Here is a 24,635-nt window from a genome sequence, read left to right on the forward strand (position 1 = left end):
ACGCTTTGGCAGCACCGCCGAACTTGGCAGCCAGCACGGTGGTGATGGCGGCAGTCAGTGTGGTTTTGCCGTGGTCAACGTGACCGATGGTGCCCACGTTCACGTGGGGTTTGGTCCGTTCGAATTTCTCTTTTGCCATTTCTTCGACTCCGAAAAGTAGTGGTCAACAACCAAGACAGAGGGCGCACAACTCGCATTGCGCGCCCCAAAACTGGTGCCCTTGGCGGGAATCGGACCCGCGACCTCTCCCTTACCAAGGGAGTGCTCTACCACTGAGCCACAAGGGCGAAATCTTCTGACAAACTCAACCGGACGACTGGAGCGGGAAACGGGAATCGAACCCGTGTCATTAGCTTGGAAGGCTAAGGTTCTACCATTAAACTACTCCCGCACTGATTGCATTGCACGAGTGGATGCAACGCCAATGCTTGGAAACCATTTCCAATTGCTCAAATCATTCCGGCCTAAGCCAGTTTGCTGGTGGAGGAGACTGGATTCGAACCAGTGTAGGCGTAAGCCAACAGATTTACAGTCTGCCCCCTTTAGCCACTCGGGCACCCCTCCAGAAGCGAGTCTTAGATTATGCCATCCTTTTGTGACACGCCGCAAGTTTGCTCACAACTTTTTCACCATTCGATGGCTTTTTCGCCGTGCTGTCTCAAAAAATCGGCCGCCTGTGCGAAGTGACCGCACCCCATGAAGGGCATCGGCGGCCTCATGGCCGATAAGGGAGAGGGATGATTGGCCAATAAAACCAAATGCCGCGCCTGCGTATCAGCGGCTTCGATCAAGGCCCTTTTGGTCTGCGCATGCGCCCCCCAGAGCATGAACACCACAGGATGCGAACGCCTGGCCACAGCGGCAACCAGCGCATCGGTCAACACCTCCCAACCCCAGCCGGCATGGCTGGCAGGTCGCCCGGCCTCCACCGTCAGGCAGGTGTTCAAGAGCAAAACGCCTTGCCGGGCCCAACGCACCAAGGAGCCCTGCTTTGGGATGGCGACACCCAGGCTGTGCTGCAGCTCCTTGAAAATATTGCGCAAGCTGGGCGGCAGGCGCACGCCAGGGGCAACAGAAAAGGCCAAACCTTCGGCTTGCCCCGGACCGTGGTAAGGGTCTTGCCCCAGAATCACCACACGCACCTGACTCAATGGGGTCAAGCTCAGCGCTCGAAAAGGCTCTGGCGGGTAAATGGTTTGTCCTGCGGCCAGCGCCTGGTCCAGGCGCAAAGACAAAGCACGCCCGGCGGTTGAAGTCAGAAAGTCGGCAACCAAAGGCCCCCAACCATCACCCAGGTCTTGCATGTCAGGCGGCCAAGACACCAATTGACCGGGTTCTAAGGGTTCTGACTCAAACCCCAGACTTTGCTGACCCGTCGTGCGAGACATCAGGCAAAGAGTTTGGCCAGGACCTCGCCGGGCTCGCTCGCGCGCATGAACGCCTCGCCCACCAGAAAAGCGTTGACCTTGGCCTCGCGCATGCGGCGGACATCTTCCGGGGTTTGAATGCCGCTTTCGGTGACCAGCAAGCGGTCAGCCGGCACATCGGGCAACATGTCCAGGGTGGTCTGCAAGGACACCTCGAAAGTTTTGAGGTTGCGGTTGTTGATGCCGACCAGACGCGTTTTCAGTTTCAGCGCGCGTTCCAGCTCGGCCCTGTCATGCACCTCGACCAGCACGGCCATGTCCAGGCTACGGGCCACGGCCTCCATCTCGGCCATCTGAGCATCGTCCAGGCAGGCGGCGATGAGCAAAATGGCATCGGCCCCCATGGCCCGGGCTTCGTAGACCTGGTAGGCGTCGATCATGAAGTCCTTGCGCAGCACCGGCAAGTCGCAACTGGCGCGAGCTTGCTTGAGGTAATCCACACTGCCCTGGAAGAACTGTTTGTCCGTCAACACCGACAGGCAAGCCGCGCCGAATTCGGCATAGCTTTGGGCGATGTCGGCCGGAATGAAATCGGCCCGCAACACACCTTTGGACGGGCTGGCCTTCTTGATCTCGGCGATCACCGCCGCCTGGCCTGCAGCGATCTTGGCGCGCATCGCACCTTCGAAGTCGCGGGTCAGTACGCGGCTTTCGGCATCGGCCCGCACCACAGCCAAGGATTTCTGCTTCAATGCAGCCGCCACTTCTTGGCGTTTGACCGCGACGATTTTGTCCAGGATGTCACTCATGATGTTCTTTCTGTTCGGGCGTGGTGGCACCGTATTTCAAAATGCAAACAAAGAGGCGGCACGTGGCCCAAGCCCCTTCGCCAAATCCGATCGCTCACGCGGCCTTCTGGCCAAAGGCGACAAACTGCGCCAGCTTGGCTTTGGCCGCACCCGACTCGATGGCCACACGCGCACGCGCCAGACCATCGGCAATGCTGCTGGCCACATTGGCCGCATACAAGGCTGCGCCTGCGTTGATCATGACGATGTCCCGCGCCGCGCCGGGTTCATTGTCCAGCACGCCACGCAACATGGCCATGGATTGTTCGGGTGTGTCCACTCTCAAAGCCCGGTTGCTGGCCATGGTCAGGCCAAAGTCTTCCGGGTGGATTTCGTATTCGGTGATCTGCCCGTTTTTGAGCTCGCCCACCAAGGTGGCCGCACCCAGGCTGATTTCGTCCATGCCGTCGCGCCCGTACACCACCACCGCATGCTCGGCCCCCAGGCGTTGCAAGGCACGCACCTGAATGCCCACCAGGTCGGAGTGGAACACGCCCATCAAGATGTTGGGCGCGCTGGCCGGGTTGGTCAAGGGGCCCAAAATGTTGAACATCGTGCGAACCCCCAGCTCCTTGCGCACCGGGGCCACGTTTTTCATGGCCGGATGGTGGTTGGGTGCAAACATGAAGCCGATGCCCACCTCTTCGATCGAGCGCGCAATCTGCTCGGGCGACAGGTGGATGTTGCCCCCCAGGGCTTCGACCACGTCGGCGCTGCCCGATTTGCTGCTGACGCTACGCCCACCGTGCTTGGCGGTTTTGGCCCCAGCGGCGGCGGCCACAAACATGGCGCAGGTCGAGATGTTGAAGGTGTGGGCCCCATCGCCCCCCGTGCCCACAATGTCCACCAGGTGTGTGGCGTCGGCCACATACACCTTGGTGGAGAACTCGCGCATCACTTGGGCGGCGGCGGTGATTTCGCCAATGGTTTCCTTTTTCACGCGCAAGCCTGTGACAAGCGCTGCGGTCATGACGGGCGACAACTCGCCATTCATGATCATGCGCATGAGGTGGAGCATCTCGTCGTGAAAAATTTCGCGGTGCTCGATGGTGCGTTGCAGCGCTTCCTGAGGGGTAATGGGCATGGTGGGTTTCCTCTCGGAGGGTGGGATTCGTTGAAAATTCAGTGCGATGGCGCGTCGGTCAAGGCGAGCTTCAGACCAAAGCCGATGAACAGCAAGCCCGCCAGCCGATCCAGGTGACGCATGCCACGCTGCAGCCGGTGGGCCCGGTGACTCAACCAGGCAGCCGCCAAAGCCCAAGCCATGCACACCAGCAGACTGTTCAGATTGAACAAGCAGCCCAGAAGCACAAAGGACCAAGCCGGATCAGCCGCCTGAGCCGGGATGAATTGCGGCACAAAAGCCAGGAAAAACAGCGCCACTTTGGGGTTCAGCGCGTTGGTCGCGAAAGCGCCGAAGAACACCGCACGCATACGGGGCACCTCCTCAGGCGAAGATTCGCTCGGAAGGGCCGCCATGGCCTGAGGACTTACAGCGACCTCATCACCAGCCGCCTGGGAAGTGCGCCACAACAAACGCGAGCCCATCCACAGCAAGTAGGCCGCCCCCATCCACTTGATCAGGTTGAACGCGTCTGTTGAAGTCGCCAGCACGGCCCCCAGCCCCAGAGCGGCTGCAGCCACATGCACGAAACACCCGGCCGTGATGCCCCAGGCCGCCACAAGCCCCCGCCGCACGCCGCCGCGCAGCGACTGGTTGACGATGTAGAGCACATCCGGTCCGGGCGTGAGGTTAAGCAGCACACCGGCCAGCATGAACATCCATAGTTGGGACGCGTCGGGCATGGCTTCAGTAAACGCCTGTTCGGGTGGACGCCGGGCTGGTCTGTGCGGATGCGTTCGCCATGAAGCGCCGGATGCAGTCAATGGCGTGGTCAATACCCGCTGCATCCACGTTCAAATGCGTCACAAAGCGCAGGCCGATCAAGCCTGTGGCCAAAACACCCTGGGCCTTCAAATCATCGAGCAGCGCCGGGCCACGTCCATCGGCCACATCCACAAACACGATGTTGGTTTGCGCCGAGCGGACGTTCAGGCCCGGCACGCCTTTCAGGCCTTGGGCCAGCCGTTGAGCCAAGGCATGGTCATCGGCCAAACGCTGAACATGTTGGTCCAGCGCATGCAAGGCCGCCGCAGCCAGAATGCCGGACTGACGCAAGCCGCCACCCAAAACCTTGCGCCAGCGCAACGCCTTGGCGATCAGTTCGCGTGAGCCGCACAAAGCCGAACCCACGGGTGCGCCCAGACCTTTGCTGAAGCACACCGAGACGCTGTCAAAGTGGTCCACGATGCGCCGCACGCTGGCCATGACCGACCCGCCTTCGACTTGCGCCACGGCCGCATTGAACAAGCGAGCACCGTCCAGATGCACTGCCAGACCGTGCTGACGGGCCAGACCTGTGGCTTGCGCCAGATAAGCCTGCGACATGGGGTGGCCGTTCCAGGTGTTTTCCAGCGCCAGCAAGCGTGTGCGTGCAAAGTGGCAGTCGATGGGTTTGATGGCCGCCGCGATGTCGGTCAGCGCCATTTCACCTGAAGCATTTTGCGCCAGCGGTTGCGGCTGGATGCTGCCCAGCACGGCCGCGCCACCGCCTTCGTAGCGGTAGGTGTGCGCGTTTTGACCGACGATGTACTCGTCGCCCCGCTCGCAATGCGCCATCAGGGCGCACAGGTTACTTTGTGTGCCCGAAGGCATGAACAGCGCGGCTTCTTTGCCGGTGATCTGCGCGATGCGTTCTTGCAAAGCGTTGACGGTGGGGTCATCGCCAAACACATCGTCGCCCAAAGGGGCGTTCATCATGGCTTCACGCATCGCTGCTGTGGGTTGCGTGACGGTGTCGCTGCGCAGGTCGATGGTCATGGCCGCTCCAGGAAATTCTTGAGCATGGCGTGGCCGTGCTCGGTGAGGATGGATTCGGGGTGGAACTGCACGCCCTCGATGTCCAGCTCGGTGTGGCGCACGCCCATGATTTCGCCGTCGTTTGTCCAGGCCGTGACTTTCAGGCACGGCGGGCAAGTGGCCCGCTCAATGGCCAGGGAGTGGTAACGGTTGACCGTGAACTGCTGGGGCAAGCCCGCGAAAACGCCCTCTTGCGTGGTGGTGATGACACTGGTCTTCCCGTGCATCAATTCCTGCGCCCGAACAATCTGGCCGCCAAAAGCGGCGCCAATGCTCTGGTGACCCAGGCAAACCCCCAAAATGGGCAGCTTGCCTGCGAAGTGCTGGATCGCCGCCACCGAAATACCCGCCTCGGCAGGCGAACACGGGCCGGGCGAGATCACCAAACGGTCAGGCTGGCGTGCCGCAATGCCTTCGAGCGTGATTTCGTCGTTGCGAAAGACCTCGACTTCCGCGCCCAGTTCACCAAAGTACTGCACGATGTTGAAGGTGAACGAGTCGTAGTTGTCGACCATCAGGAGTTTGATTTTTTTCGCCATGATCACTCCAAGCCCTCTTCGACCAATTCACTGGCCCGCAGCAAGGCACGCGCCTTGTGCTCGGTTTCTCGCCATTCCATTTCGGGCACCGAATCGGTCACCACGCCAGCAGCAGCCTGCACATACAGCGTCTGGTCCTTGATGACGGCGGTGCGGATCGCAATCGCCACATCCATGTCGCCCGCATAGCTGATGTAACCACACGCGCCGCCATAGATGCCGCGCTTGACGGGCTCGAACTGGTCGATCAGTTCCATGGCGTGCACCTTGGGGGCCCCCGTCAAGGTACCCGCCGGGAAGGTAGCTTTGAGCACATCCATGTTGGTCATGCCTTCATTGAGAACACCCTCGACGTTGCTCACGATGTGCATGACATGGCTGTACCGCTCCACCACAAAGGCCTCGGTCACCTTGACCGAACCGATCTGGGCGATGCGACCAATGTCGTTGCGGGCCAGGTCGATCAGCATCACATGCTCGGCCCGCTCTTTGGGGTCGTTGATCAGCTCCTGCTCAGCAGCCTTGTCTTTCTCGGGTGTGGCACCCCGGGGGCGTGTGCCCGCCAAGGGGCGAATGATGACTTTGGCCCCCTCTTCGGTTTGTTCCTGGCGCACCAGAATCTCGGGGCTGGCCCCGACGACATGGAAGTCCCCGAAGTTGTAGAAATACATGTAGGGGCTGGGGTTGAGCGAGCGCAGCGCCCGGTACAACGAGAGCGGACTTTCGGTGTAGCGCTTTTTGATGCGCTGACCCACCTGAACCTGCATGAAGTCGCCGCCTGCGATCAGTTCCTTGGCCTTTTCCACGGCGGCGATGTAATCGGCCTTGGCGAAATCCCGCTCAGCCGGGTAAGACTGGGTGGGTTTGACGACCGGGGCACTGACCGAGTACTTGAGCTGCTCTTTCAGGTCACGCAGGCGCTTTTTCGCCCCCACATAGGCCTCGGGCGTGGCCGGGTCGGCGTACACGATCAGGTACAGCTTGCCCGACAGGTTGTCGATGACGGCCAGCTCTTCGCATTGCAGCAGCAAAATATCGGGCGTACCCAGGGTGTCGGGCGGGCAGGATTTTTCGAGCTTTTTCTCGATGTAACGCACCGCGTCATAGCCGAAATAACCTGCCAAACCGCCGCAGAACCGGGGCAGACCCGGGCGCAAGGCGACCTTGAACCGCTTTTGGTACTGCTCGATGAAGTCCAACGGATTGCCTGTCGCACTCTCGATCACCGCGCCATCGCGCACCACCTCGGTCTTGGCCTCGGCACCAAAACCGCTGGCACGCAGCAAGGTGCGTGCGGGCAGGCCAATGAAGCTGTAGCGGCCAAAACGCTCACCGCCCACCACCGATTCGAGCAAGAAGCTGTATTTGCCGTTGTCTTTGGTGTGGGCCAGCTTCAAGTAAAGCGACAGGGGAGTTTCCAGGTCCGCAAAGGCCTCCAGCATGAGGGGAATGCGGTTGTAGCCTTGGCTGGCCAGGCTTTTGAATTCAAGTTCGGTGATCACGGGCAAGAGCCTCCAAAGCGCTCAGCGACCTCGGGCGAGGTGCTTTTCATTCATCCAGGTGCCCAGCCGATGCTGGGCGCGGGTGGCGGGCAAGGCCGCACGGTCAAGGGTGTCAGGCTGGCTGACGCCAGGGCCAGGCTCCCCGGCCTTCCGCAAGGGAATGGCTCGGCAGGCTGGCTGCGCTGATGAGGCTGTGGACGATGAACATGGTGTTGCAAGTGTAGCAAAGCCTGTGTGCCGGTTTTCACCGGGTCTGCGGCCTGCCTTGCCTCACATCATGGATTTGTGGTGTGCAAGCATGCTGTCAAATCGGCCAGCGTATCCAACCAAGCGGCGGCAGGCGTGTCTTGCACACGCTGACCGTGGTTGTAGCCGTATGTGACCAGCACCACCGGGCAGCCCGCTGCGTGGGCGGCCTGCGCGTCGTTGGTGGAATCGCCCACCATCAAGGTGCGTGCGGTGTTTGTCCCCAGCGCTTCACAGGTTTTCAGCAAGGGCAAGGGGTCGGGCTTTTTGCGCTCGAAACTGTCACCGCCAAACACCGGGCCAAAAAAGTGCGCCAGTGACTTCTCTTTCAGCAAGGCCTGGGCAAAAGCCAAGGGTTTGTTGGTCAGGCAGGCCATGGGCATGCCCTGCGCAGCCAACGCCTCAAGGGCCTCCAGCGCGCCAGGATAAACATCGGCAAACTGGCCATTGATCGCCAAATAGTGGTACTGGTAGCGCTGCCAGGCGCGGCCGAAAAGGGCCTCCACCGACAGGGCCGGGCATGCTGGGCCCACGCCTTTGATCTCGGGCCGGTTGATTTGATGCGCCAGCAAAGTGCGGATCAGGTGCTCTGAGCCTTTGCCAATGGTTTGCGCGATGAGCTCGTCGGACACCGGGGGCAAGTCCAGATCGGCCATGGTTCGGTGCAAGGCCACCTGGAAATCTCCCAAGGTGTGCACCAGGGTGCCGTCCAGGTCAAAAATGACCGCGTCAATCTGCGTCAGAGCCTGCATGGGGCTTCCCCCCTTCAGGACAAAGCGACGCGCATCTGGTCGATCACGGCTTTGTAATCGGGTTTGCCAAAAATGGCACTGCCCGCCACAAAGGTGTCGGCTCCAGCATCGGCCACGCGGCGGATGTTGTCGGCCTTGATGCCACCGTCCACCTCCAATCGAATGTCCCTGCCGCTGCGTTCGATCCACTGGCGCGCCAGCTCCACCTTGCGCAAGGCCGAATCGATGAAGCTTTGGCCACCAAATCCCGGGTTCACGCTCATGATCAGGATCAGGTCGATCTCGTCGATGGTCCACTCCAGCACATCCAGGGGTTCGGCCGGGTTGAACACCAGCCCGGCCTTGACGCCTTTGCTCTTGATGGCCTGGATGCTGCGGTGCACATGCGCGCTGGCATCGGGGTGAAAGCTGATGAGGTCGGCGCCAGCCTCGGCGAAAGAAGCGGCCAATGCATCGACGGGCGAGATCATCAAATGCACATCGATCGGCACCGCAACGCCCATGGCTGTTTTGGCATGCGGCTTGAGCGCCTGACAAATCATGGGGCCGAATGTGAGGTTGGGCACGTAATGGTTGTCCATCACATCGAAGTGGATCCAGTCGGCGCCAGCGTCGATGACGCTTTTGACTTCGTCGCCCAAGCGTGCGAAATCGGCCGAGAGGATGGAAGGGGCAATGCGGTAGGTCGTCGTCATCCCCGAATTGTCGCAGTTAACATGTGCGCATGTCCGCCTACACTGTTCAAATTGACGTGCTGCCCCAGTACGTGGCCCAGCAAAGTGACCCCCTGCAGGATGTGTTCGCTTTCGCCTACACCATCACGGTCACCAACACTGGCCGCATGCCGGTGCAACTCATCTCGCGCCACTGGGTCATTCAGGACGAGCGCGGGCACACCGAGGAAGTCAAAGGTCTGGGCGTGATGGGTCAACAACCTTTGCTGCGCCCCGGCGAATCCTTCCAGTACACCAGCGGCTGCCGCCTGCGCGCACCCAGCGGCACCATGAACGGCAGCTATTTTTTTGTGGCCGAAGACGGCCATCGATTCGATGCACCCATCGACACTTTTGTGCTCGATTCATCGGATTCAGGCCTCTCCGGCCGAACACTCCACTGAATCTGTTCGCTTGGCTTGCGGTTAAGCTCTTGGCCATGGGCGAATTTGACCTGATTGAACGCTTTTTCAAACGACCACCGACCCGCGCGGATGTGGGCATTGGGGACGACTGTGCCATCTGGTCACCACGGCCTGCCCATCAACTCGCTGTTTCCACCGACATGCTTGTGGAAGGCCGACACTTCCTGTCCACGGTAGAGCCGCGCCGTCTGGGACACAAAGCCTTGGCCGTGAACCTGAGTGATCTGGCGGCTTGCGGGGCCCAACCCCAAGCCTTTTTGCTGTCGCTGTCTTTGCCCCGTGCCGATGAGGCGTGGTTACAAGGTTTCTCCGAGGGCCTGTTCAAGTTGGCCGATGAACATGCCTGCGAATTGATCGGCGGTGACACCACGCAGGGTCCTTTGAACATCGCCATCACCGTGCTGGGAGATGTGCCCGTCGGCCAGTCGATTTTGCGCAGCGGCGCTCAGGTGGGTGACGACTTGTACGTCACCGGGCACGTGGGTGATGCCCGGCTGGCTCTGGAAGCTTTTCGCGGTCATGTCAGCCTGCCTCAGGCCGTTTTTGAGCAAGCCCGGCTGCGCATGGAAACCCCCACACCCCGTGTGGCCCTGGGACAAGCGCTTCGCGGCATTGCCCATGGCATGGCCGACATCAGTGACGGCTTGCTCGGCGATTTAAAGCACATTCTGAAGGCCAGCCATGTCGGCGCCGACATTGAATTGAGCGCCACCCGCACACTGATGGCCGCCTCCAGCGCATGGCCCTGCCCAGAATCTTTGGCCCTGACTTGCGTTCTCTCTGGCGGCGATGATTACGAATTGTTGTTCACAGCCTCGCCTGCTGCTGCTGCACAGGTTCAATCTGTGGCACAAGCCACCCGTACCCGGATCACACGGATTGGTTGCATCACCGCGTCGCCTGGCATCGTCTTGCGTGATGACAGGGGACAGGCTGTGGACCGCCACTTCCCATCGTTTGATCATTTCGCTTCCCCATGATTCGCCCTTTGGACGCCACGGCCGACAGCCGACCTGTTCGCCCTTCTGCGGCCTTCATGTTGTCACACCCTGCACACCTGATCGCCTTGGGTCTGGGGGCGGGCCTTGCGGCCAAAGCACCAGGCACTGTGGGCAGTCTGTGGGCTTGGGCCGCATGGTTGGTGATTCAGCATTACCTCTCCATTCCCGCGCAGGCGGCTTTGATTGCACTCGCCCTTTTGCTGGGCTGGTGGGCCTGCACAGTCACGGCCGATAACATGCGCATCAGCGATCCCGGCGCCATCGTCTGGGACGAGGTGATCGCTGTTTGGTTGATTTTTTTCCTCATCCTGCCCACGGGCTTTTGGGGTCAACTGGCCGCTTTTGTCTTGTTCCGTTTTTTTGATGCCGTCAAACCCGGCCCCGTCGCCTGGGCTGATCAACTTTTCAAAGGCTTTGGTTGGCGCGGCGGCTGGGGGATCATCTGGGACGACCTGGTGGCCGCTTTTTGCACCTTGTTGTGCATCGCTCTTTGGAGGTGGTTTTGATGCTGGATGTATGCACACAACTTGCTGAACGCCTGCTGCGATTGAACTGGATGCTGGTCACGGCCGAAAGTTGCACAGGCGGCATGATCGCCAGCCGTTGTACCGACCTGGCGGGCTCCAGCGCCTGGTTTGACCGAGGATTTGTCACTTACTCCAACGCGGCCAAAATGCAGATGCTGGGCGTCCATGAGGCCTTGATTGACGTTCACGGGGCTGTCAGTGAACCCGTGGCCCGCGCCATGGCACTGGGCGCCGCGTACCAGGCACAGGCCTCGGTCTCTGTGGCCGTCACGGGCATCGCGGGTCCGAGCGGGGGCAGCCCTGACAAGCCCGTTGGCACAGTTTGGTTGGCTTGGTGCATCGAGGGCCGGGTGAGCGCGCAATGCCAACGCTTTGCTGGTGATCGGCGTGCGATCCGGGAAGCCACCACACTGCACGCCTTGCACGGATTGCTGGAACGTCTACCGCATTGACCCAACGGCCCCATGGCCAAACAAGATCCAGAAACGAAAAAACCCTCCGAAGAGGGTTTTTTTGATGTTCAACCGCAGTTGAAATTTGGTTGCGGGGGCCGGATTTGAACCAACGACCTTTGGGTTATGAGCCCAACGAGCTACCAGACTGCTCCACCCCGCGGTAAGATGTTAATTATACCTTATTCTGCTGCCTGCTCAGCAGAAGAATCAGCGCGATCGACCAATTCGACCAAAGCCATCGGTGCGTTGTCGCCCACACGGAAACCCATTTTCAGGATACGTGTGTAACCGCCTGGACGCTTGGCAAAACGAGGGCCCAGATCGGCGAACAATTTCACAACGCTGTCACGGTCACGCAGGCGGTTGAAAGCCAAACGCTTGTTCGACAAATTGTCTTCCTTGGCCAATGTGATCATGGGCTCAATGACACGACGCAGCTCTTTGGCTTTGGGGAGTGTGGTCTTGATGACTTCGTGCTCGATGAGCGAGTTCATCATGTTGCGCAGCATGGCGAGGCGGTGCTCGCTGGTGCGGTTCAATTTACGGAGGCCGTGTCCGTGACGCATAGTGCTTTCCTTTCTTTATTTAACAGGCAGCCGTATCAGGTACTGCCCGTGCACACCCCGGATTTTCCGGGAACTTCGTATTATCGCTTTTCCAGACCCGCTGGCGGCCAGGCTTCGAGCTTCATGCCCAAAGTCAAACCGCGGGAAGCCAAAACTTCCTTGATCTCGTTGAGTGACTTGCGACCCAAGTTAGGGGTCTTGAGCAACTCGTTCTCGGTGCGCTGAATCAGATCACCGATGTAATAAATGTTTTCTGCTTTGAGGCAGTTGGCCGAACGAACCGTGAGTTCGAGCTCGTCCACAGGGCGCAGCAAGATCGGATCGAAGCTGCCGGCACCACCACGCTGCGCTGGCTCGTTGAATGCAGACAGTTCGCTGCCTTCAAGTTGCGCAAACACCGCCAATTGCTCCACCAGAATCTTGGCCGAAGAGCGCACGGCATCTTCTGCCGTGATCGCGCCATTGGTCTCGATTTCGATGACCAATTTATCCAGATCGGTACGCTGCTCAACACGCGCGCTTTCGACGGTGTAGCTCACACGCTTGACGGGCGAGAATGAAGCGTCGAGCACGATGCGGCCCAGAGCCTTGGTGGGCTCATCGGCAAAACGGCGCATGGTGCCAGGCACATAGCCACGGCCCTTTTCGACCTTGATCTGCATGTCCAACTTGCCGCCTTGCGACAAATTGGCAATGACGTGATCAGGGTTGATGATTTCCACGTCGTGGGGTGTCTGGATGTCGGCGGCCGTCACGGCGCCTTCGCCGTCTTTGCGCAAACTCAGCGTCACTTCGTCGCGGTTGTGCAGCTTGAACACCACACCCTTGAGGTTCAACAGGATGTTGACCACGTCTTCTTGCACGCCGTCGATGGACGAGTACTCATGCACCACGCCCGCGATGGTCACTTCGGTAGCGGAATAACCCACCATGGAAGACAACAAAACGCGACGCAGCGCATTGCCGAGCGTATGGCCATAGCCACGCTCGAATGGCTCCAACGTGACTTTGGCACGGTTGGCAGCCAGTTGTTCGACTTGGATGGCTTTGGGTTTCAACAGATTGGTTTGCATTCAGACTTCCTCTCAATACCCCCGGTTCGTTACACCGGTAAGGCTGATGAAGCACCCGACCCACAATGCCTTGTGCGCCGGGAACGATTGAAACGACGTATTAACGTGAATACAGTTCGACGATCAACGATTCGTTGATGTCTGCAGCGAATTCATCGCGATCAGGTACTTTCTTGAAGATACCTTCGGCCTTGTCGGCATTGACTTCGACCCAAGCGGGCATGCCCACCTGCAAAGCCAATTGCAAAGCTTCAACCACGCGGTTCTGCTTCTTGGACTTTTCGCGCACAGCGATCACGTCACCGGCCTTGACCAGGTAAGAAGGAATGTTCACCGATTGACCGTTCACAGTGATGGCCTTGTGAGACACCATCTGGCGTGCTTCAGCACGTGTGGAACCAAAGCCCATGCGGTAAACGACGTTGTCAAGACGGCACTCCAGCAGACCCAAGAGGTTGGAACCTGTGTTGCCCTTGCGGCGATCGGCTTCGGCAAAGTAGCGGCGGAATTGCTTCTCCAGCACGCCGTACATGCGCTTGACTTTTTGCTTTTCGCGCAGCTGCAGACCGTAGTCAGATGTGCGCTGACCCGAAGTGCGGCCATGTTGACCAGGCTTGGAGTCGAATTTGGACTTGTCCGCAATGGAGCGGCGTGCGCTCTTGAGGAACAGATCGGTGCCTTCGCGGCGAGAGAGTTTGGCCTTGGGGCCGAGGTAGCGTGCCACTTGATTTTCCTTTATGCATCTGCCGCATCAGAAATGCGGGAGCCAGGCGATGCAAGCATGGCCTGGCGGTGGGCTTGGTTTGAAATTAGATACGACGACGCTTCTGAGGGCGGCAGCCGTTGTGCGGGACCGGTGTCACGTCGGCGATCGAAGTGATGCGGATACCCAATGCACCCAGGGCACGAACCGAAGACTCGCGACCAGGACCTGGGCCCTTGATTTCGACGTCCAGGTTTTTGATGCCTTGTTCTTGTGCAGCACGACCTGCGACTTCAGATGCGACCTGGGCTGCAAAAGGTGTCGACTTGCGCGAACCCTTGAAGCCTTGGCCACCCGAAGAAGCCCACGACAAGGCATTGCCCTGGCGGTCGGTGATCGTGATGATGGTGTTGTTGAAAGACGCGTGCACGTGTGCGATGCCGTCGGCAATGTTCTTGCGGACTTTTTTGCGAACACGTTGTGATGCGCTGTTTGATTGTGCTTTAGCCATGGTGGTCTCTCAGTCCTGCTTATTTCTTCAGAGCCGCTGCGCCTTTGCGCGGACCCTTGCGAGTGCGTGCATTGGTGCGTGTACGCTGACCGCGCATGGGCAAGCCGCGACGATGACGGAAACCGCGGTAGCAACCAATGTCCATCAAACGCTTGATGTTCATGGTAGTTTCGCGGCGCAGATCACCTTCGATGGTGAAAGCTGCGATCTGGTCGCGGATTTTCTCGAGATCAGCGTCCGTCAGATCCTTGATCTTTTTGGAATAAGCGATGCCGGAGGCTTCGCAGATTTGTCGAGCGCGGGTGCGTCCAATACCGAAAATGGCGGTCAGGCCAATTTCAGCATGTTTGTGCGGCGGAATGTTGATGCCAGCGATACGTGCCATTTTCGTCCTCTAAAACTAATTCAATCAGCCTTGACGCTGCTTGTGACGTGGATCTGTGCAGATCACACGAACAACGCCTTTACGGCGAATGATTTTGCAGTTGCGGCAAATTTTTTTCACCGAAGCCGAAACTCTCATGATTCTCTCCTAAAACTCGTCTAACCCTGGACTTTGCTGACCAGGTGAAAATTGTGGCCCTGCGCAAAACACAGGGATCTTTACCAAACCCGAACCAAGTCACTCAGGACTTGAAACTCGCCTTCTTCAAAAGCGAATCGTATTGTTGCGACATCAAGTAATTTTGTACTTGTGCCATGAAATCCATGGTCACGACCACAATGATCAGCAACGAGGTGCCGCCAAAGTAAAACGGAACATTGTATTTCAGAATCAGAAACTCGGGCAGCAAACACACGAAAGTGATGTAAGCCGCACCCACTGCTGTCAGTCGCAGCAAGATCTTGTCGATGTACTTGGCCGTCTGATCACCTGGGCGAATGCCTGGAATGAAGGCCCCGCTTTTCTTCAAGTTGTCTGCTGTTTCACGGCTGTTGAAAACCAACGCGGTGTAGAAAAAGCAGAAAAACACGATGGCTGCGGCATAGAACATCACATAGACAGGTTGTCCAGGCGCCAAAGCATTAGCCACATCCTTGAAGAATCGAACGACCACACTCTCAGACGAGCCCGAACTGAACCAGCCAATCAGGGTTGCAGGCAACAAAATGATCGATGAAGCAAAGATCGGGGGGATCACGCCTGCCATGTTCAGCTTGAGTGGCAAGTGCGATGACTGTCCGCCATACACCTTGTTACCCACCTGACGGCGCGCGTAATTGACCAGAATCTTGCGCTGTCCACGCTCCACGAAGACCACGAAGTAAGTGACCAACGCCACCACCACAATGATCATCATCGAGACCAAGGGGTTCATGGCTCCCGTGCGCACCAGTTCAAACAAACCGCCCAATGCACTGGGCAATCCAGCGGCAATGCCTGCAAAGATCAGGATCGAGATGCCATTGCCCAAGCCGCGCTCGGTGATTTGTTCACCCAGCCACATCAAGAAGATGGAGCCAGCAGTCAAACTCACCACAGCTGTCATGCGAAAACCCATGCCAGGATTGATGACCAAACCTGCAGAAGCCTCCAACGCTACGGCGATACCGAACGATTGAAAGATGGCCAGACCCAAAGCACCAAAACGTGTGTATTGGGTGATTTTCCTGCGGCCGGCTTCGCCTTCCTTCTTCATCTGCTCAAAGGTAGGCAAGACATAGGTCAGCAACTGCATCACGATGGACGCAGAAATGTACGGCATGATGCCCAAGGCAAAAATGGTAAACCGCGACAGCGCACCACCCGAGAACATGTTGAACAGGTTCAGGATGCCGCCCTGCTGACCATTGAACAGCTGCTTGAGCTGCTCAGGGTCAATGCCGGGAACCGGAATGTGAGCGCCCGCACGGTAAACCACCAGCGCGAGCAGCAAGAACAGGAGTCGGCGACGGAGGTCTCCGAACTTGTCTGTCTTGGCTGTCTGATTAGCGCTGGTTGCCACGGTGTATCTCGCCTCTCAACATTCAGGCCACGGAGCCACCAGCAGCTTCGATCGCTGCTTTGGCACCTGCAGTCGCACCAATGCCTGTCAGTTTGACGGCTTTGGCGAGTTCGCCTGACTTGATCACCTTGACCACTTTGGCCATTTGCGACACCAAACCGGCTTGTTTCAATGTCAACACATCCACTTCGGCCAAGTCCAGACGGGACAAGGTCGTCAAAGTGATTTCTGCGTTGTACTTGAGCAAATGCGACTTGAAGCCACGCTTGGGCAGGCGACGCTGCAAAGGCATTTGACCGCCTTCGAAACCCACCTTGTGGTAGCCACCCGAACGGGACTTTTGACCTTTGTGACCACGGCCGGCGGTTTTACCCAGACCCGAACCGATACCACGGCCTACGCGACGTGCGGCGTGCTTGGAGCCTTCTGCGGGCTTGATGCTATTGAGTTCCATCATCGGCCTCTTAGAGAACTTTGACCAGGTAGCTGATCTTGTTGATCATGCCGCGCACAGCGGGCGTGTCTTGCAACTCGCTCACAGAGTTCAGCTTGCGCAAGCCCAGGCCACGCACAGTGGCGCGATGGGACTCTTTGGTGCCAATCGGGCTGCGAACCAGTTGGACTTTCACGGTAGATTGTGTCGTCATGTTCGATCTCCAGTTCAGCCGAACAACTCTTCAACCGACTTGCCGCGCTTGGCCGCCACGTTGGAAGCTGTTGTGCAATTGGACAAAGCGTCCAAAGTGGCACGAACCATGTTGTAAGGATTGGACGAACCATGGCTCTTGGCCACGATGTCGGTGATGCCCACCACTTCGAACACAGCGCGCATAGGACCACCAGCAATGATGCCGGTACCTTTGGGGGCTGGTGCCATCATGACGCGGGCAGCGCCGTGGTGACCGTTCACCGCGTGGTGGATCGTGCCGTTCTTGAGGTGAACTTTGGCCAGGTTGCGACGGGCTTCTTCCATCGCCTTTTGCACGGCAGCAGGCACTTCTTTCGACTTGCCCTTGCCCATGCCGACTTTACCGTCGCCATCGCCGACCACAGTCAAAGCGGCGAAACCGAGGATACGGCCACCCTTGACCACCTTGGTCACGCGGTTGACCGCGATCATCTTTTCGCGCAGACCGTCTTCAGGACCGTCGCTCTGCGGTTTTGCTGTAAATTTAGCCATTTGTAACTCCGATCCGTTTAGAACTGCAGACCTGCTTCACGGGCTGCTTCGGCCAAAGCCTTGACACGACCGTGGTAAGCGAAACCTGCGCGGTCGAAGGCGACCTTCTCAACGCCAGCAGCTTTTGCTTTTTCAGCAATGCGCTTGCCAATGACTGCGGCAGCAGCGGCATTGCCGCCTTTGCCTGTAGCGCCCAGAGCCGTGCGCACTTCGGCTTCGGCTGTAGAGGCACTGGCCAACACTTTGGTACCGCAGCCAGAAATAACGCTGGCGTAGATGTGCAGGTTGGTACGGTTCACGGTCAAACGGGCCACGCCTTGCTGTGCAATGCGGATGCGTGTTTGACGTGCACGACGGAGACGCTGCTCTTTCTTGGTCAACATGATGCAGCTCCTTATTTCTTCTTGGTCTCTTTGATCGTGATCTTCTCATCCGAATAACGGATGCCTTTGCCCTTGTAAGGCTCAGGAGGACGAACAGCACGAATCTCAGCGGCAATTTGGCCAACACGTTGACGGTCAGCACCCTTGATCACGATTTCAGTCGCGCTGGGGGTGGCCACCGTGATGCCCGCAGGCATGTCGATGTTGACGGGGTGTGAATAACCAACAGCCAGGTTCAATTTGGCGCCAGAGGCAGCCGCCTTGTAACCCACACCGACCAGGCTCAACTTCTTCTCGAAGCCCTTGGTCACGCCAGTCACCATGTTGTTCACCAGCTGACGCAAGGTGCCGCTCATGGCATTGGCTTCGCGTGAGTCGTTGGCTGGGGCAAAGCTCAGCTTGCCGCCTTCGTTGCTCACTTTCACCAGGGTGTTGGCTGCAATGGCCAATTGACCACCGGCACCCTTCACACTGATTTGATCTTGTTTGATCGACACATCCACGCCAGCGGGGATGGTCACAGGCATTTTTCCTACGCGGGACATTCTTTTTCTCCCTTTAAGCGACGTAGCACAGCACTTCGCCGCCGACACCGGCTGCACGTGCTTTGCGATCGGTCATCACGCCCTGAGGGGTGGTGACGATGGCCACGCCCAAGCCGTTTTGGACTTGAGGAATAGCATCACGGCCTTTGTACACACGCAGGCCAGGACGGCTCACGCGCTCGATGCGCTCGATCACAGGGCGACCGGCGTAGTACTTCAGGGCGATTTCGAGAACGGACTTGCCGTCTTCGGACTTGACTTGGAAGCCGTCAATGTAGCCTTCATCTTTCAGCACTTGGGCGATGGCCACCTTCACTTTGGAAGATGGAACCAACACGTTGGCTTTTGAGACCATTTGTGCGTTGCGGATGCGGGTCAACAGATCGGCAATAGGATCACTCATGCTCATGTTGTTCTCTCCTGCCGATTACCAGCTGGCCTTGGTCACGCCCGGAATGTTGCCTGCGAAGGCAAGTTCACGGATCTTGGCGCGGCCCAGACCAAATTGACGGAACGTACCGCGTGGGCGACCGGTGATTTCACAGCGGTTGCGTTGACGGGTCGGGTTGGCGTTGCGCGGAAGCTTTTGCAGACCCAGACGGGCAGCTGCACGCTCTTCATCACTGCGCTTGGCATCGTTGGCGATGGCTTTCAATTCCGCGTATTTTTTCGCGAATTTGGCCGCCAGTTTTTCACGCTTGAGCTCACGCTCGATCAAAGCTACTTTAGCCACGTGACACCTCAGTTCTTGAAGGGGAAGCGGAAAGCCGCCAGAAGAGCTTTGCACTCTTCGTCTGACTTGGCCGTTGTGGTGATGCTGATGTTGAGACCACGCAAGGCATCGACCTTGTCGTACTCAATCTCAGGGAAAATGATCTGCTCTTTGACGCCGATGTTGTAGTTGCCACGGCCATCGAAGGCGCGGCCAGAAATACCACGGAAGTCACGAACGCGAGGCAGAGCCACGGTCACGAAACGGTCCAGGAATTCGTACATCTGAACGCCGCGCAGGGTGACCATGCAGCCAATAGGCTGTTGCTCACGGATCTTGAAGCCAGCAATCGCTTTCTTGGCCTTGGTCACCACAGGCTTCTGGCCTGCGATTTTGGTCAAGTCGCTCACGGCGTGGTCCATGACTTTCTTGTCAGCCACCGCCTCAGACACACCCATGTTCAAGGTGATCTTGGTGATGCGAGGAACCTGCATAGGCGACTTGTAGCCAAACTTGGCTGTCAGGTCAGCAGCGATTTTCTCGCGGAAGAGTTTTTGCAAACGTGCCATGCTCATGCCACCTTGATTTCTTCGCCGCTGGACTTGTAAACGCGAACGCGTTTGCCGTCAGCTTGCAGCTTGATACCCACACGATCAGCCTTGCCAGTTGCGGCGTTGAAAATCGCCACATTGGATTGGTGAATCGGCATGGCCTTTTCGATGATGCCGCCAGTGGTGCCCTTCATGGGGTTTGGCTTGGCGTGCTTTTTGACGATGTTGATGCCGTCGATCAACAAGTGCGAGTCGCTGGCGCGCGACGACACTTTGCCGCGCTTGCCTTTGTCACGACCTGTGATGACGATGACTTCGTCGCCTGTGCGAATCTTGTTCATGGCGCGTCCTTACAGTACTTCAGGAGCCAGGGACACGATCTTCATGAACTTCTCGGTACGCAGTTCACGCGTGACCGGGCCGAAGATGCGGGTGCCGATGGGCTCCAACTTGGCGTTCAGCAACACAGCGGCGTTGCCATCGAATTTGATGAGCGAGCCATCGCCACGGCGAATGCCCTTGGCAGTGCGAACCACCACAGCACTGTAGATCTCGCCTTTTTTGACGCGACCACGTGGGGCGGCTTCTTTAACGCTCACTTTGATGATGTCGCCAACACTTGCATAGCGACGCTTGGACCCGCCGAGCACCTTGATGCACAGCACGGACTTGGCGCCGGTGTTGTCGGCCACATCCAACCGAGATTCTGTCTGGATCATTTCTTTGTTCCCAACTTGTATTTCTCGCCCACAAGCCTTGCAGCCCGCACACAGAAATCAGTCTTGGACCCGTCATTCACACCGCAAACCACTCGCAGCGCTTCAGATTGGGCAGATACTTACGCCTTTTGCAAGGCGAAGCCCACGATTATGCTCGAAAAGCGAGCGTCACGCAACAGGTTTTGCAAAAAATTTGCAAGGAATCGGCCCACAGGCGTCCATTCACCTGATTTTTTGACCATTTGGGCCGATCCATCAGCCGCCGCGCCTGCCCTCACTCAAGGACAGTAGGCATATTCAGCGGCCAACGCTTCAAAGGCCGCCTGTCCCGGATCGATGGCCAGCTCCTGCCTCAGGATCTGAGCAACTGTGGGTGCCAGCGCCTTGGCCAATGTGGCATCCAGAAAAAGACAACGGGACCGCCTGGCCAGGACATCTTCTACGCTGCGCGCATATTCATAACGCGCCGCAAACCTCACCATGGCCTCGGTCAACCCGGGGGCCAACACCACTTGAGCACCCGGCAAGCCCTCTAGCCAGCCCTGCTCAGACCCGTACAGGTGCGCACCCGCAGGCCTGGTCAGCTGTGGATGCCACTCGCCCGCGTTGGGTGCACCGATCAGCCGCTCATTTTCTGTCACCGCACGCCCAGCAGGCTTCAGCCCCGCCAAGCGTCTGGCTTGTTGCATCACGTCTTGCGCCATGGCACTGTAAGTCGTCCATTTGCCCCCTGTGACCGTCACCAAGCCAGCTCTGGACACCTCGATGTGGTGTTCCCGACTGATTTTCTGGGTCAACCCACTAGCATCAGAGGACGACGAATCGGCACGCACCAAGGGCCTCAGTCCAGCCCACGCACTCAAGACATCGCTGCGTCGGGGTGCTTTTTTCAAATAACGCCCAGCCTCCTTCAGGATCAAATCCACTTCTTCACTGGCCGGACGGGGTTCGATGGGGGCATCAGGGCGCGCCGTATCCGTGGTCCCGAGCAAGACCTTGCCCAGCCAAGGCACCGCAAAAAGGACGCGGCCGTCGGCCGTTTTAGGGACCAGCAAAGCCTTGTCGCCCGGCCAAAACGAAGCATCGACCACCAAATGAACCCCTTGGCTGAGCGTTACCAAGCGAGTCATCGCCTGCTTTTGCTCGTGACCATCGGCCAAACGCAGGTCATCCACCCAGACACCCGTGGCGTTGATGACACAAGCCGCTTTCAGGTCGAATGCCTGGCCTTGTTCGGCGTCTTGGGCACGCACGCCCGCTACACGGCCATTCTCATAGAGGAGATGCTGGACAGACACCCGGTTGACCACGCACGCCCCCTTGCTGGCGGCTGACCGGGCCAAGGCCAAGGCCAGACGCGCGTCGTCAAATTGACCATCCCAATACTGCACACCACCACGCAAACCCTCCACGCGAACACCCGGTATCGACGCCTGCGTCATCTGGGCATTCAGAAAGCGGGTTTTGCCCAAACTGACCGAAGCGGCCAGGCACTCATACAGTTTGAGTCCCGCACCATAAAACGCCTGTTCACCACGACGATAGGTGGGCATGACAAAGGCCAAGGGCTGGGCCAGATGGGGGGCCCGCTCAAGCAAGCCGCGCCTTTCGTGCAGCGCCTCCCTCACCAAAGGCCAATGGCCTTGCGCCAAATACCGAACGCCGCCGTGCACCAGCTTGGTCGATCGCGAGGACGTGCCCTGGGCAAAGTCACGGGCCTCCAGCAAGGCCACTTTCAAGCCTTCTCGCGCAGCCTGCCAAGCAACGCCCAATCCGGTCGCGCCGCCGCCCACGACCAGCAAGTCCCAAACCTGGGGTTCGGTCAAACGGGCCAGCAAATCTTCGCGGCGGGTGGGCAAAGGCGCGGCTGAAGCCGCCAAGAGATGATTCGACACCTTCATGCCCTGGCCCAGGATCGGGACCGATCGACCGCCTCACGCCAGCGCGCGGCAAACTGCTGGCGCTGCGCCACGTCCCATTCAGGCTCAAAGCGGCGCTCCTCCTGCCATTGCGCCGATATTTCATCGGCACCCGACCAAAAGCCCGTGGCCAGTCCCGCCAAATAGGCGGCGCCCAGCGCGGTGGTCTCGGTCACACGGCTGCGCACCACGGGCACGCCCAGCACATTGGCCTGGATTTGCATGAGCAGATTGTTTTGACAGACCCCGCCATCCACACGCAACTCGGTCAAGGCCAAACCACTGTCACTGGCCATGGCCGAGAACACATCGGCGGTTTGCAAGGCAATGGCCTCCAGTGCCGCTCGTGCAATGTGGGCCCGCCCGGTGCCCCGCGTCATACCGACCAAGGTACCGCGGGCATGTCCGTCCCAATCGGGCGTGCCCAAGCCCGTAAAAGCCGGCACCAAAAACACGTCCCCGGTATCCGCCACACTGGCTGCCAAGGCCTCCACCTCCGGCGCGCTTTGAATGATTTGCAAACCGTCACGCAGCCACTGCACCGTCGCACCCGCCATGAAAACTGAGCCTTCCAGGGCATAAGCCCTTGAACGCGCAGACCCGGCCGGGCCTTGCCAGGCGACCGTGCTGAGCAGTTGGTGGCGGCTGGCCACAGGGCGATCGCCTGTGTTCATGAGCATGAAGCAACCCGTGCCGTAGGTGTTTTTGGCCATGCCAGGGGCAAAACAGGCCTGCCCAAACAAGGCCGCCTGCTGGTCACCCGCCCACCCGGCAATCGGGACAGGGGCTCCCAATAACGCGGCATCGGTTTCGGCCACAACGCCGCACGAGGGTAGCACCTGGGGCAAGACGGCCGCAGGAATGTTCAACAAGGCCAGCATCTCGGCATCCCAAGCGCCGGTTTGCAAATTGAACAGCAGCGTGCGTGAGGCATTGCTGGGGTCGGTGGCGTGCACACGCCCACCCGTGAGCTGCCAGACCAGCCAGCTGTCGATGGTGCCAAAGGCCAGCTCGCCCCGCTCGGCGCGGGCCCGTGCGCCGGGCACATGGTCCAGCAACCAAGCCAGCTTGGTGCCCGAAAAGTAAGCATCCAACACCAGCCCGGTTTTGCGGGCAATGCGGCGGGCATGGCCTTGGGCTCGCAAGGCCTCGCACCGATCCACGGTGCGGCGGTCTTGCCAGACAATGGCCGGGGCGACCGGCTGGCCTGTTTGGCGGTCCCACAGCACGGTGGTTTCACGCTGGTTGGTCAGCCCTATCGCACGCAACTGATGCGCCGAAATTCCCGCTTGGGCCATGGCCGCTTGCATGACCGCGTATTGGCTGCGCCAGATGTCCAGTGCATCGTGCTCAACCCAAGCGGGCCGAGGGAAATATTGGGTAAATTCGCGCTGTGCCATGGCCACGGGCTGGCCTGCGTGGTCAAAAACCACCGCACGCGAGCTGGTGGTCCCCTGGTCGAGAGCAAGGATGTAGTCCATTTCTGTGAGGCTACCCCAAACTCATGACAACAAAAAGCGACAATTCCCGGATTGACTTTCGGTATCAGACACACAAGGGACACCCGACATGACCACCTCACACCACATCGCCTTCATCGGCGGCGGCAACTTGGCCAGCGCCATCATTGGCGGCCTGATCCGCCAGGGCATGACGCCCGCTCAGTTCACTGTGGTCGAGCCCTTTGCCGACACCGCGGCCAAGCTGCAGCACGACTTCGGCATCACCGCCTTGCCTGCCGCTGGCCCCGCTTTGGCCCAGGCGGACCTGGTGGTCTGGGCGGTCAAGCCGCAAGTCTTCAGCGAAGCCGCCGCCCCCGTCATGCCGCACACCCGAGGTGCGCTGCACCTGTCGGTGGCTGCTGGCATCCGCACCGACAGCATTGACCGCTGGGTAGGCACCGAGCGCGTGGTGCGCTGCATGCCCAACACCCCGGCGCTGGTGGGCCAGGGCATCACCGGCTTGTTTGCCTGCCCATCGGTCACCGCTGGCGACAAAGCACTGGTGGAGCAAGTGATCGGCACCACCGGACAATACCTGTGGGTGCAACAAGAGTCGCACCTGGACGCCGTGACCGCCTTGTCGGGTTCCGGTCCGGCCTATGTGTTTTATTTCCTTGAAGCCATGACCGAAGCGGGCGTGGGCATGGGCCTGAGCGCCGAGCAGGCTTACCAGCTGGCCGTGGCCACGTTTTCGGGCGCGTCTTCGCTGGCGGCCGCCTCGAGCGAATCACCCGAAGTGCTGCGCCAGCGCGTCACCTCCAAAGGCGGCACCACTTATGCAGCCCTCACCGCGATGGAAGCGGCCGGGATCAAACCCGCTTTTGTCAAAGCCATGCAAGCGGCCGAGCACAGGGCGCGTGAATTGGGCGACGAATTCGGCAAAGTCTGAGCGGTGCCCTGTGCAGATACTGTGATGCGTGTCAAGCGCAGTGAAGTGCCGAGTTGAACGGTTTGTTCGACTTGAGCACACCAACAGCCACATGAACGAGCTTGCGCATCATGGCACCAATGATCAGTTTGGGCGGTTTGC

34 protein-coding genes and 4 tRNA genes are annotated in these 24,635 nt (G+C 59.1%); 5 read left to right on the forward strand and 33 right to left on the reverse strand.

Features of this window, described 5'->3' with window-relative positions:
• The 13 genes from B9Z34_RS13695 to rpe form a co-directional block, all read right to left on the reverse strand.
• The coding region (locus tag B9Z34_RS13695; RefSeq protein ID WP_233200730.1) for a GTP-binding protein at nt 1–139 on the reverse strand (139 nt) is incomplete at its 3' end.
• Nucleotides 140–212: 73 nt separating this feature from the next.
• Nucleotides 213–287, reverse strand: a tRNA-Thr gene (locus B9Z34_RS13700).
• 30 nt (nt 288–317) lie between these two features.
• Nucleotides 318–391, reverse strand: a tRNA-Gly gene (locus B9Z34_RS13705).
• An 87-nt stretch (nt 392–478) separates the two neighbouring features.
• Nucleotides 479–564, reverse strand: a tRNA-Tyr gene (locus B9Z34_RS13710).
• A 62-nt stretch (nt 565–626) separates the two neighbouring features.
• Entirely contained in the window at nt 627–1,388 is a 762-nt protein-coding gene (locus B9Z34_RS13715; protein WP_108428686.1) for a uracil-DNA glycosylase, read from the reverse strand.
• Nucleotides 1,388–2,176, reverse strand: coding sequence for an indole-3-glycerol phosphate synthase TrpC (trpC, locus tag B9Z34_RS13720; protein ID WP_108428706.1), 789 nt, complete (start codon nt 2,174–2,176; stop codon nt 1,388–1,390). The genes B9Z34_RS13715 and trpC overlap by 1 nt, the downstream gene beginning before the upstream one ends.
• A gap of 94 nt (nt 2,177–2,270) precedes the next feature.
• Nucleotides 2,271–3,299: an anthranilate phosphoribosyltransferase gene (gene trpD / locus B9Z34_RS13725; RefSeq protein WP_108428687.1), complete on the reverse strand. Its 1,029-nt coding sequence runs from the start codon at nt 3,297–3,299 to the stop codon at nt 2,271–2,273.
• A gap of 38 nt (nt 3,300–3,337) precedes the next feature.
• Nucleotides 3,338–4,021, reverse strand: coding sequence for a LysE family translocator (locus B9Z34_RS13730; RefSeq protein ID WP_108428688.1), 684 nt, complete (start codon nt 4,019–4,021; stop codon nt 3,338–3,340).
• 4 nt (nt 4,022–4,025) lie between these two features.
• The gene (gene ltaE / locus B9Z34_RS13735; RefSeq protein ID WP_108428689.1) at nt 4,026–5,096 is read right to left on the reverse strand and encodes a low-specificity L-threonine aldolase; all 1,071 of its coding nucleotides are present in this window, start codon (nt 5,094–5,096) and stop codon (nt 4,026–4,028) included.
• Nucleotides 5,093–5,674, reverse strand: a complete 582-nt coding sequence (locus B9Z34_RS13740) for an aminodeoxychorismate/anthranilate synthase component II (RefSeq protein WP_199220137.1) — start codon at nt 5,672–5,674, stop codon at nt 5,093–5,095. Before B9Z34_RS13740 ends, ltaE begins: the two co-directional genes overlap by 4 nt.
• A 2-nt stretch (nt 5,675–5,676) precedes the next feature.
• Entirely contained in the window at nt 5,677–7,176 is a 1,500-nt protein-coding gene (gene trpE / locus B9Z34_RS13745) for an anthranilate synthase component I (protein ID WP_108428707.1), read from the reverse strand.
• A gap of 275 nt (nt 7,177–7,451) precedes the next feature.
• The gene (gene gph, locus B9Z34_RS13750) at nt 7,452–8,174 is read right to left on the reverse strand and encodes a phosphoglycolate phosphatase (RefSeq protein WP_108428691.1); all 723 of its coding nucleotides are present in this window, start codon (nt 8,172–8,174) and stop codon (nt 7,452–7,454) included.
• A 14-nt stretch (nt 8,175–8,188) separates the two neighbouring features.
• Nucleotides 8,189–8,869, reverse strand: a complete 681-nt coding sequence (gene rpe / locus B9Z34_RS13755; protein ID WP_108428692.1) for a ribulose-phosphate 3-epimerase — start codon at nt 8,867–8,869, stop codon at nt 8,189–8,191.
• Between the two features lie 29 nt (nt 8,870–8,898).
• Here rpe and apaG point away from each other — a divergent pair, with 29 nt between their 5' ends.
• From apaG to B9Z34_RS13775, 4 genes are read left to right on the forward strand one after another with little or no spacing between them, the layout of a single operon-like run.
• Nucleotides 8,899–9,291 carry a Co2+/Mg2+ efflux protein ApaG gene (gene apaG / locus B9Z34_RS13760; RefSeq protein WP_108428693.1) on the forward strand — a complete coding sequence of 131 codons (393 nt, stop codon included), beginning with the start codon at nt 8,899–8,901 and terminating at the stop codon, nt 9,289–9,291.
• 35 nt (nt 9,292–9,326) lie between these two features.
• Nucleotides 9,327–10,292 (forward strand): thiamine-phosphate kinase, encoded by a 966-nt coding sequence (thiL, locus tag B9Z34_RS13765; protein WP_108428694.1) that lies wholly within the window; start codon nt 9,327–9,329, stop codon nt 10,290–10,292.
• Nucleotides 10,289–10,819: a phosphatidylglycerophosphatase A gene (locus B9Z34_RS13770; protein ID WP_108428695.1), complete on the forward strand. Its 531-nt coding sequence runs from the start codon at nt 10,289–10,291 to the stop codon at nt 10,817–10,819. The genes thiL and B9Z34_RS13770 overlap by 4 nt, the downstream gene beginning before the upstream one ends.
• A complete protein-coding gene (locus tag B9Z34_RS13775) occupies nt 10,819–11,292 on the forward strand; it encodes a CinA family protein (RefSeq protein WP_108428708.1) in 474 nt (157 codons plus the stop codon). Before B9Z34_RS13770 ends, B9Z34_RS13775 begins: the two co-directional genes overlap by 1 nt.
• Nucleotides 11,293–11,378: 86 nt before the next feature.
• Here the strand turns inward: B9Z34_RS13775 and B9Z34_RS13780 are convergent.
• From B9Z34_RS13780 to glpK, 20 genes are all read right to left on the reverse strand, one after another.
• Nucleotides 11,379–11,455, reverse strand: a tRNA-Met gene (locus B9Z34_RS13780).
• 19 nt (nt 11,456–11,474) lie between these two features.
• Complete coding sequence (gene rplQ / locus B9Z34_RS13785) at nt 11,475–11,861, reverse strand: 50S ribosomal protein L17 (RefSeq protein ID WP_108428696.1); 387 nt, start codon at nt 11,859–11,861, stop codon at nt 11,475–11,477.
• Between the two features lie 80 nt (nt 11,862–11,941).
• Nucleotides 11,942–12,934: a DNA-directed RNA polymerase subunit alpha gene (rpoA, locus tag B9Z34_RS13790; protein ID WP_108428697.1), complete on the reverse strand. Its 993-nt coding sequence runs from the start codon at nt 12,932–12,934 to the stop codon at nt 11,942–11,944.
• A 100-nt stretch (nt 12,935–13,034) separates the two neighbouring features.
• Nucleotides 13,035–13,658 carry a 30S ribosomal protein S4 gene (gene rpsD, locus B9Z34_RS13795; protein ID WP_108428698.1) on the reverse strand — a complete coding sequence of 208 codons (624 nt, stop codon included), beginning with the start codon at nt 13,656–13,658 and terminating at the stop codon, nt 13,035–13,037.
• An 85-nt stretch (nt 13,659–13,743) separates the two neighbouring features.
• Entirely contained in the window at nt 13,744–14,148 is a 405-nt protein-coding gene (gene rpsK, locus B9Z34_RS13800; RefSeq protein WP_019429279.1) for a 30S ribosomal protein S11, read from the reverse strand.
• A 19-nt stretch (nt 14,149–14,167) separates the two neighbouring features.
• The gene (gene rpsM / locus B9Z34_RS13805) at nt 14,168–14,533 is read right to left on the reverse strand and encodes a 30S ribosomal protein S13 (protein ID WP_062407210.1); all 366 of its coding nucleotides are present in this window, start codon (nt 14,531–14,533) and stop codon (nt 14,168–14,170) included.
• 24 nt (nt 14,534–14,557) lie between these two features.
• Nucleotides 14,558–14,671, reverse strand: coding sequence for a 50S ribosomal protein L36 (rpmJ, locus tag B9Z34_RS13810; protein ID WP_011481465.1), 114 nt, complete (start codon nt 14,669–14,671; stop codon nt 14,558–14,560).
• 103 nt (nt 14,672–14,774) lie between these two features.
• Nucleotides 14,775–16,094: a preprotein translocase subunit SecY gene (secY, locus tag B9Z34_RS13815; RefSeq protein ID WP_108428699.1), complete on the reverse strand. Its 1,320-nt coding sequence runs from the start codon at nt 16,092–16,094 to the stop codon at nt 14,775–14,777.
• Between the two features lie 22 nt (nt 16,095–16,116).
• On the reverse strand, nt 16,117–16,548 hold the full coding sequence (gene rplO / locus B9Z34_RS13820) for a 50S ribosomal protein L15 (protein WP_108428709.1): 432 nt from the start codon (nt 16,546–16,548) through the stop codon (nt 16,117–16,119).
• A 10-nt stretch (nt 16,549–16,558) separates the two neighbouring features.
• Complete coding sequence (rpmD, locus tag B9Z34_RS13825; RefSeq protein ID WP_089951917.1) at nt 16,559–16,741, reverse strand: 50S ribosomal protein L30; 183 nt, start codon at nt 16,739–16,741, stop codon at nt 16,559–16,561.
• 14 nt (nt 16,742–16,755) lie between these two features.
• Nucleotides 16,756–17,274, reverse strand: coding sequence for a 30S ribosomal protein S5 (gene rpsE / locus B9Z34_RS13830; RefSeq protein WP_090044609.1), 519 nt, complete (start codon nt 17,272–17,274; stop codon nt 16,756–16,758).
• 17 nt (nt 17,275–17,291) lie between these two features.
• A complete protein-coding gene (gene rplR / locus B9Z34_RS13835; RefSeq protein WP_019429273.1) occupies nt 17,292–17,657 on the reverse strand; it encodes a 50S ribosomal protein L18 in 366 nt (121 codons plus the stop codon).
• A gap of 11 nt (nt 17,658–17,668) precedes the next feature.
• Entirely contained in the window at nt 17,669–18,202 is a 534-nt protein-coding gene (rplF, locus tag B9Z34_RS13840) for a 50S ribosomal protein L6 (protein WP_108428700.1), read from the reverse strand.
• A 13-nt stretch (nt 18,203–18,215) separates the two neighbouring features.
• The gene (gene rpsH, locus B9Z34_RS13845; protein ID WP_108428701.1) at nt 18,216–18,611 is read right to left on the reverse strand and encodes a 30S ribosomal protein S8; all 396 of its coding nucleotides are present in this window, start codon (nt 18,609–18,611) and stop codon (nt 18,216–18,218) included.
• Nucleotides 18,612–18,629: 18 nt separating this feature from the next.
• Complete coding sequence (gene rpsN / locus B9Z34_RS13850; protein ID WP_053172533.1) at nt 18,630–18,935, reverse strand: 30S ribosomal protein S14; 306 nt, start codon at nt 18,933–18,935, stop codon at nt 18,630–18,632.
• Nucleotides 18,936–18,943: 8 nt separating this feature from the next.
• Complete coding sequence (gene rplE / locus B9Z34_RS13855; protein WP_108428710.1) at nt 18,944–19,483, reverse strand: 50S ribosomal protein L5; 540 nt, start codon at nt 19,481–19,483, stop codon at nt 18,944–18,946.
• A 2-nt stretch (nt 19,484–19,485) separates the two neighbouring features.
• A complete protein-coding gene (rplX, locus tag B9Z34_RS13860; RefSeq protein ID WP_062407194.1) occupies nt 19,486–19,806 on the reverse strand; it encodes a 50S ribosomal protein L24 in 321 nt (106 codons plus the stop codon).
• Between the two features lie 9 nt (nt 19,807–19,815).
• On the reverse strand, nt 19,816–20,184 hold the full coding sequence (rplN, locus tag B9Z34_RS13865; protein WP_108428702.1) for a 50S ribosomal protein L14: 369 nt from the start codon (nt 20,182–20,184) through the stop codon (nt 19,816–19,818).
• Between the two features lie 278 nt (nt 20,185–20,462).
• Nucleotides 20,463–22,085 (reverse strand): glycerol-3-phosphate dehydrogenase/oxidase, encoded by a 1,623-nt coding sequence (locus B9Z34_RS13870; protein WP_108428703.1) that lies wholly within the window; start codon nt 22,083–22,085, stop codon nt 20,463–20,465.
• Entirely contained in the window at nt 22,082–23,584 is a 1,503-nt protein-coding gene (gene glpK / locus B9Z34_RS13875) for a glycerol kinase GlpK (RefSeq protein WP_108428704.1), read from the reverse strand. Before glpK ends, B9Z34_RS13870 begins: the two co-directional genes overlap by 4 nt.
• Before the next feature lie 88 nt (nt 23,585–23,672).
• Here glpK and proC point away from each other — a divergent pair, with 88 nt between their 5' ends.
• The gene (proC, locus tag B9Z34_RS13880; RefSeq protein ID WP_108428705.1) at nt 23,673–24,494 is read left to right on the forward strand and encodes a pyrroline-5-carboxylate reductase; all 822 of its coding nucleotides are present in this window, start codon (nt 23,673–23,675) and stop codon (nt 24,492–24,494) included.
• Nucleotides 24,495–24,635: the final 141 nt, after the last annotated feature.

This window comes from Limnohabitans sp. Hippo3 (genome assembly GCF_003063665.1).
Taxonomy (GTDB): Bacteria; Pseudomonadota; Gammaproteobacteria; order Burkholderiales; family Burkholderiaceae_C; genus Limnohabitans_A.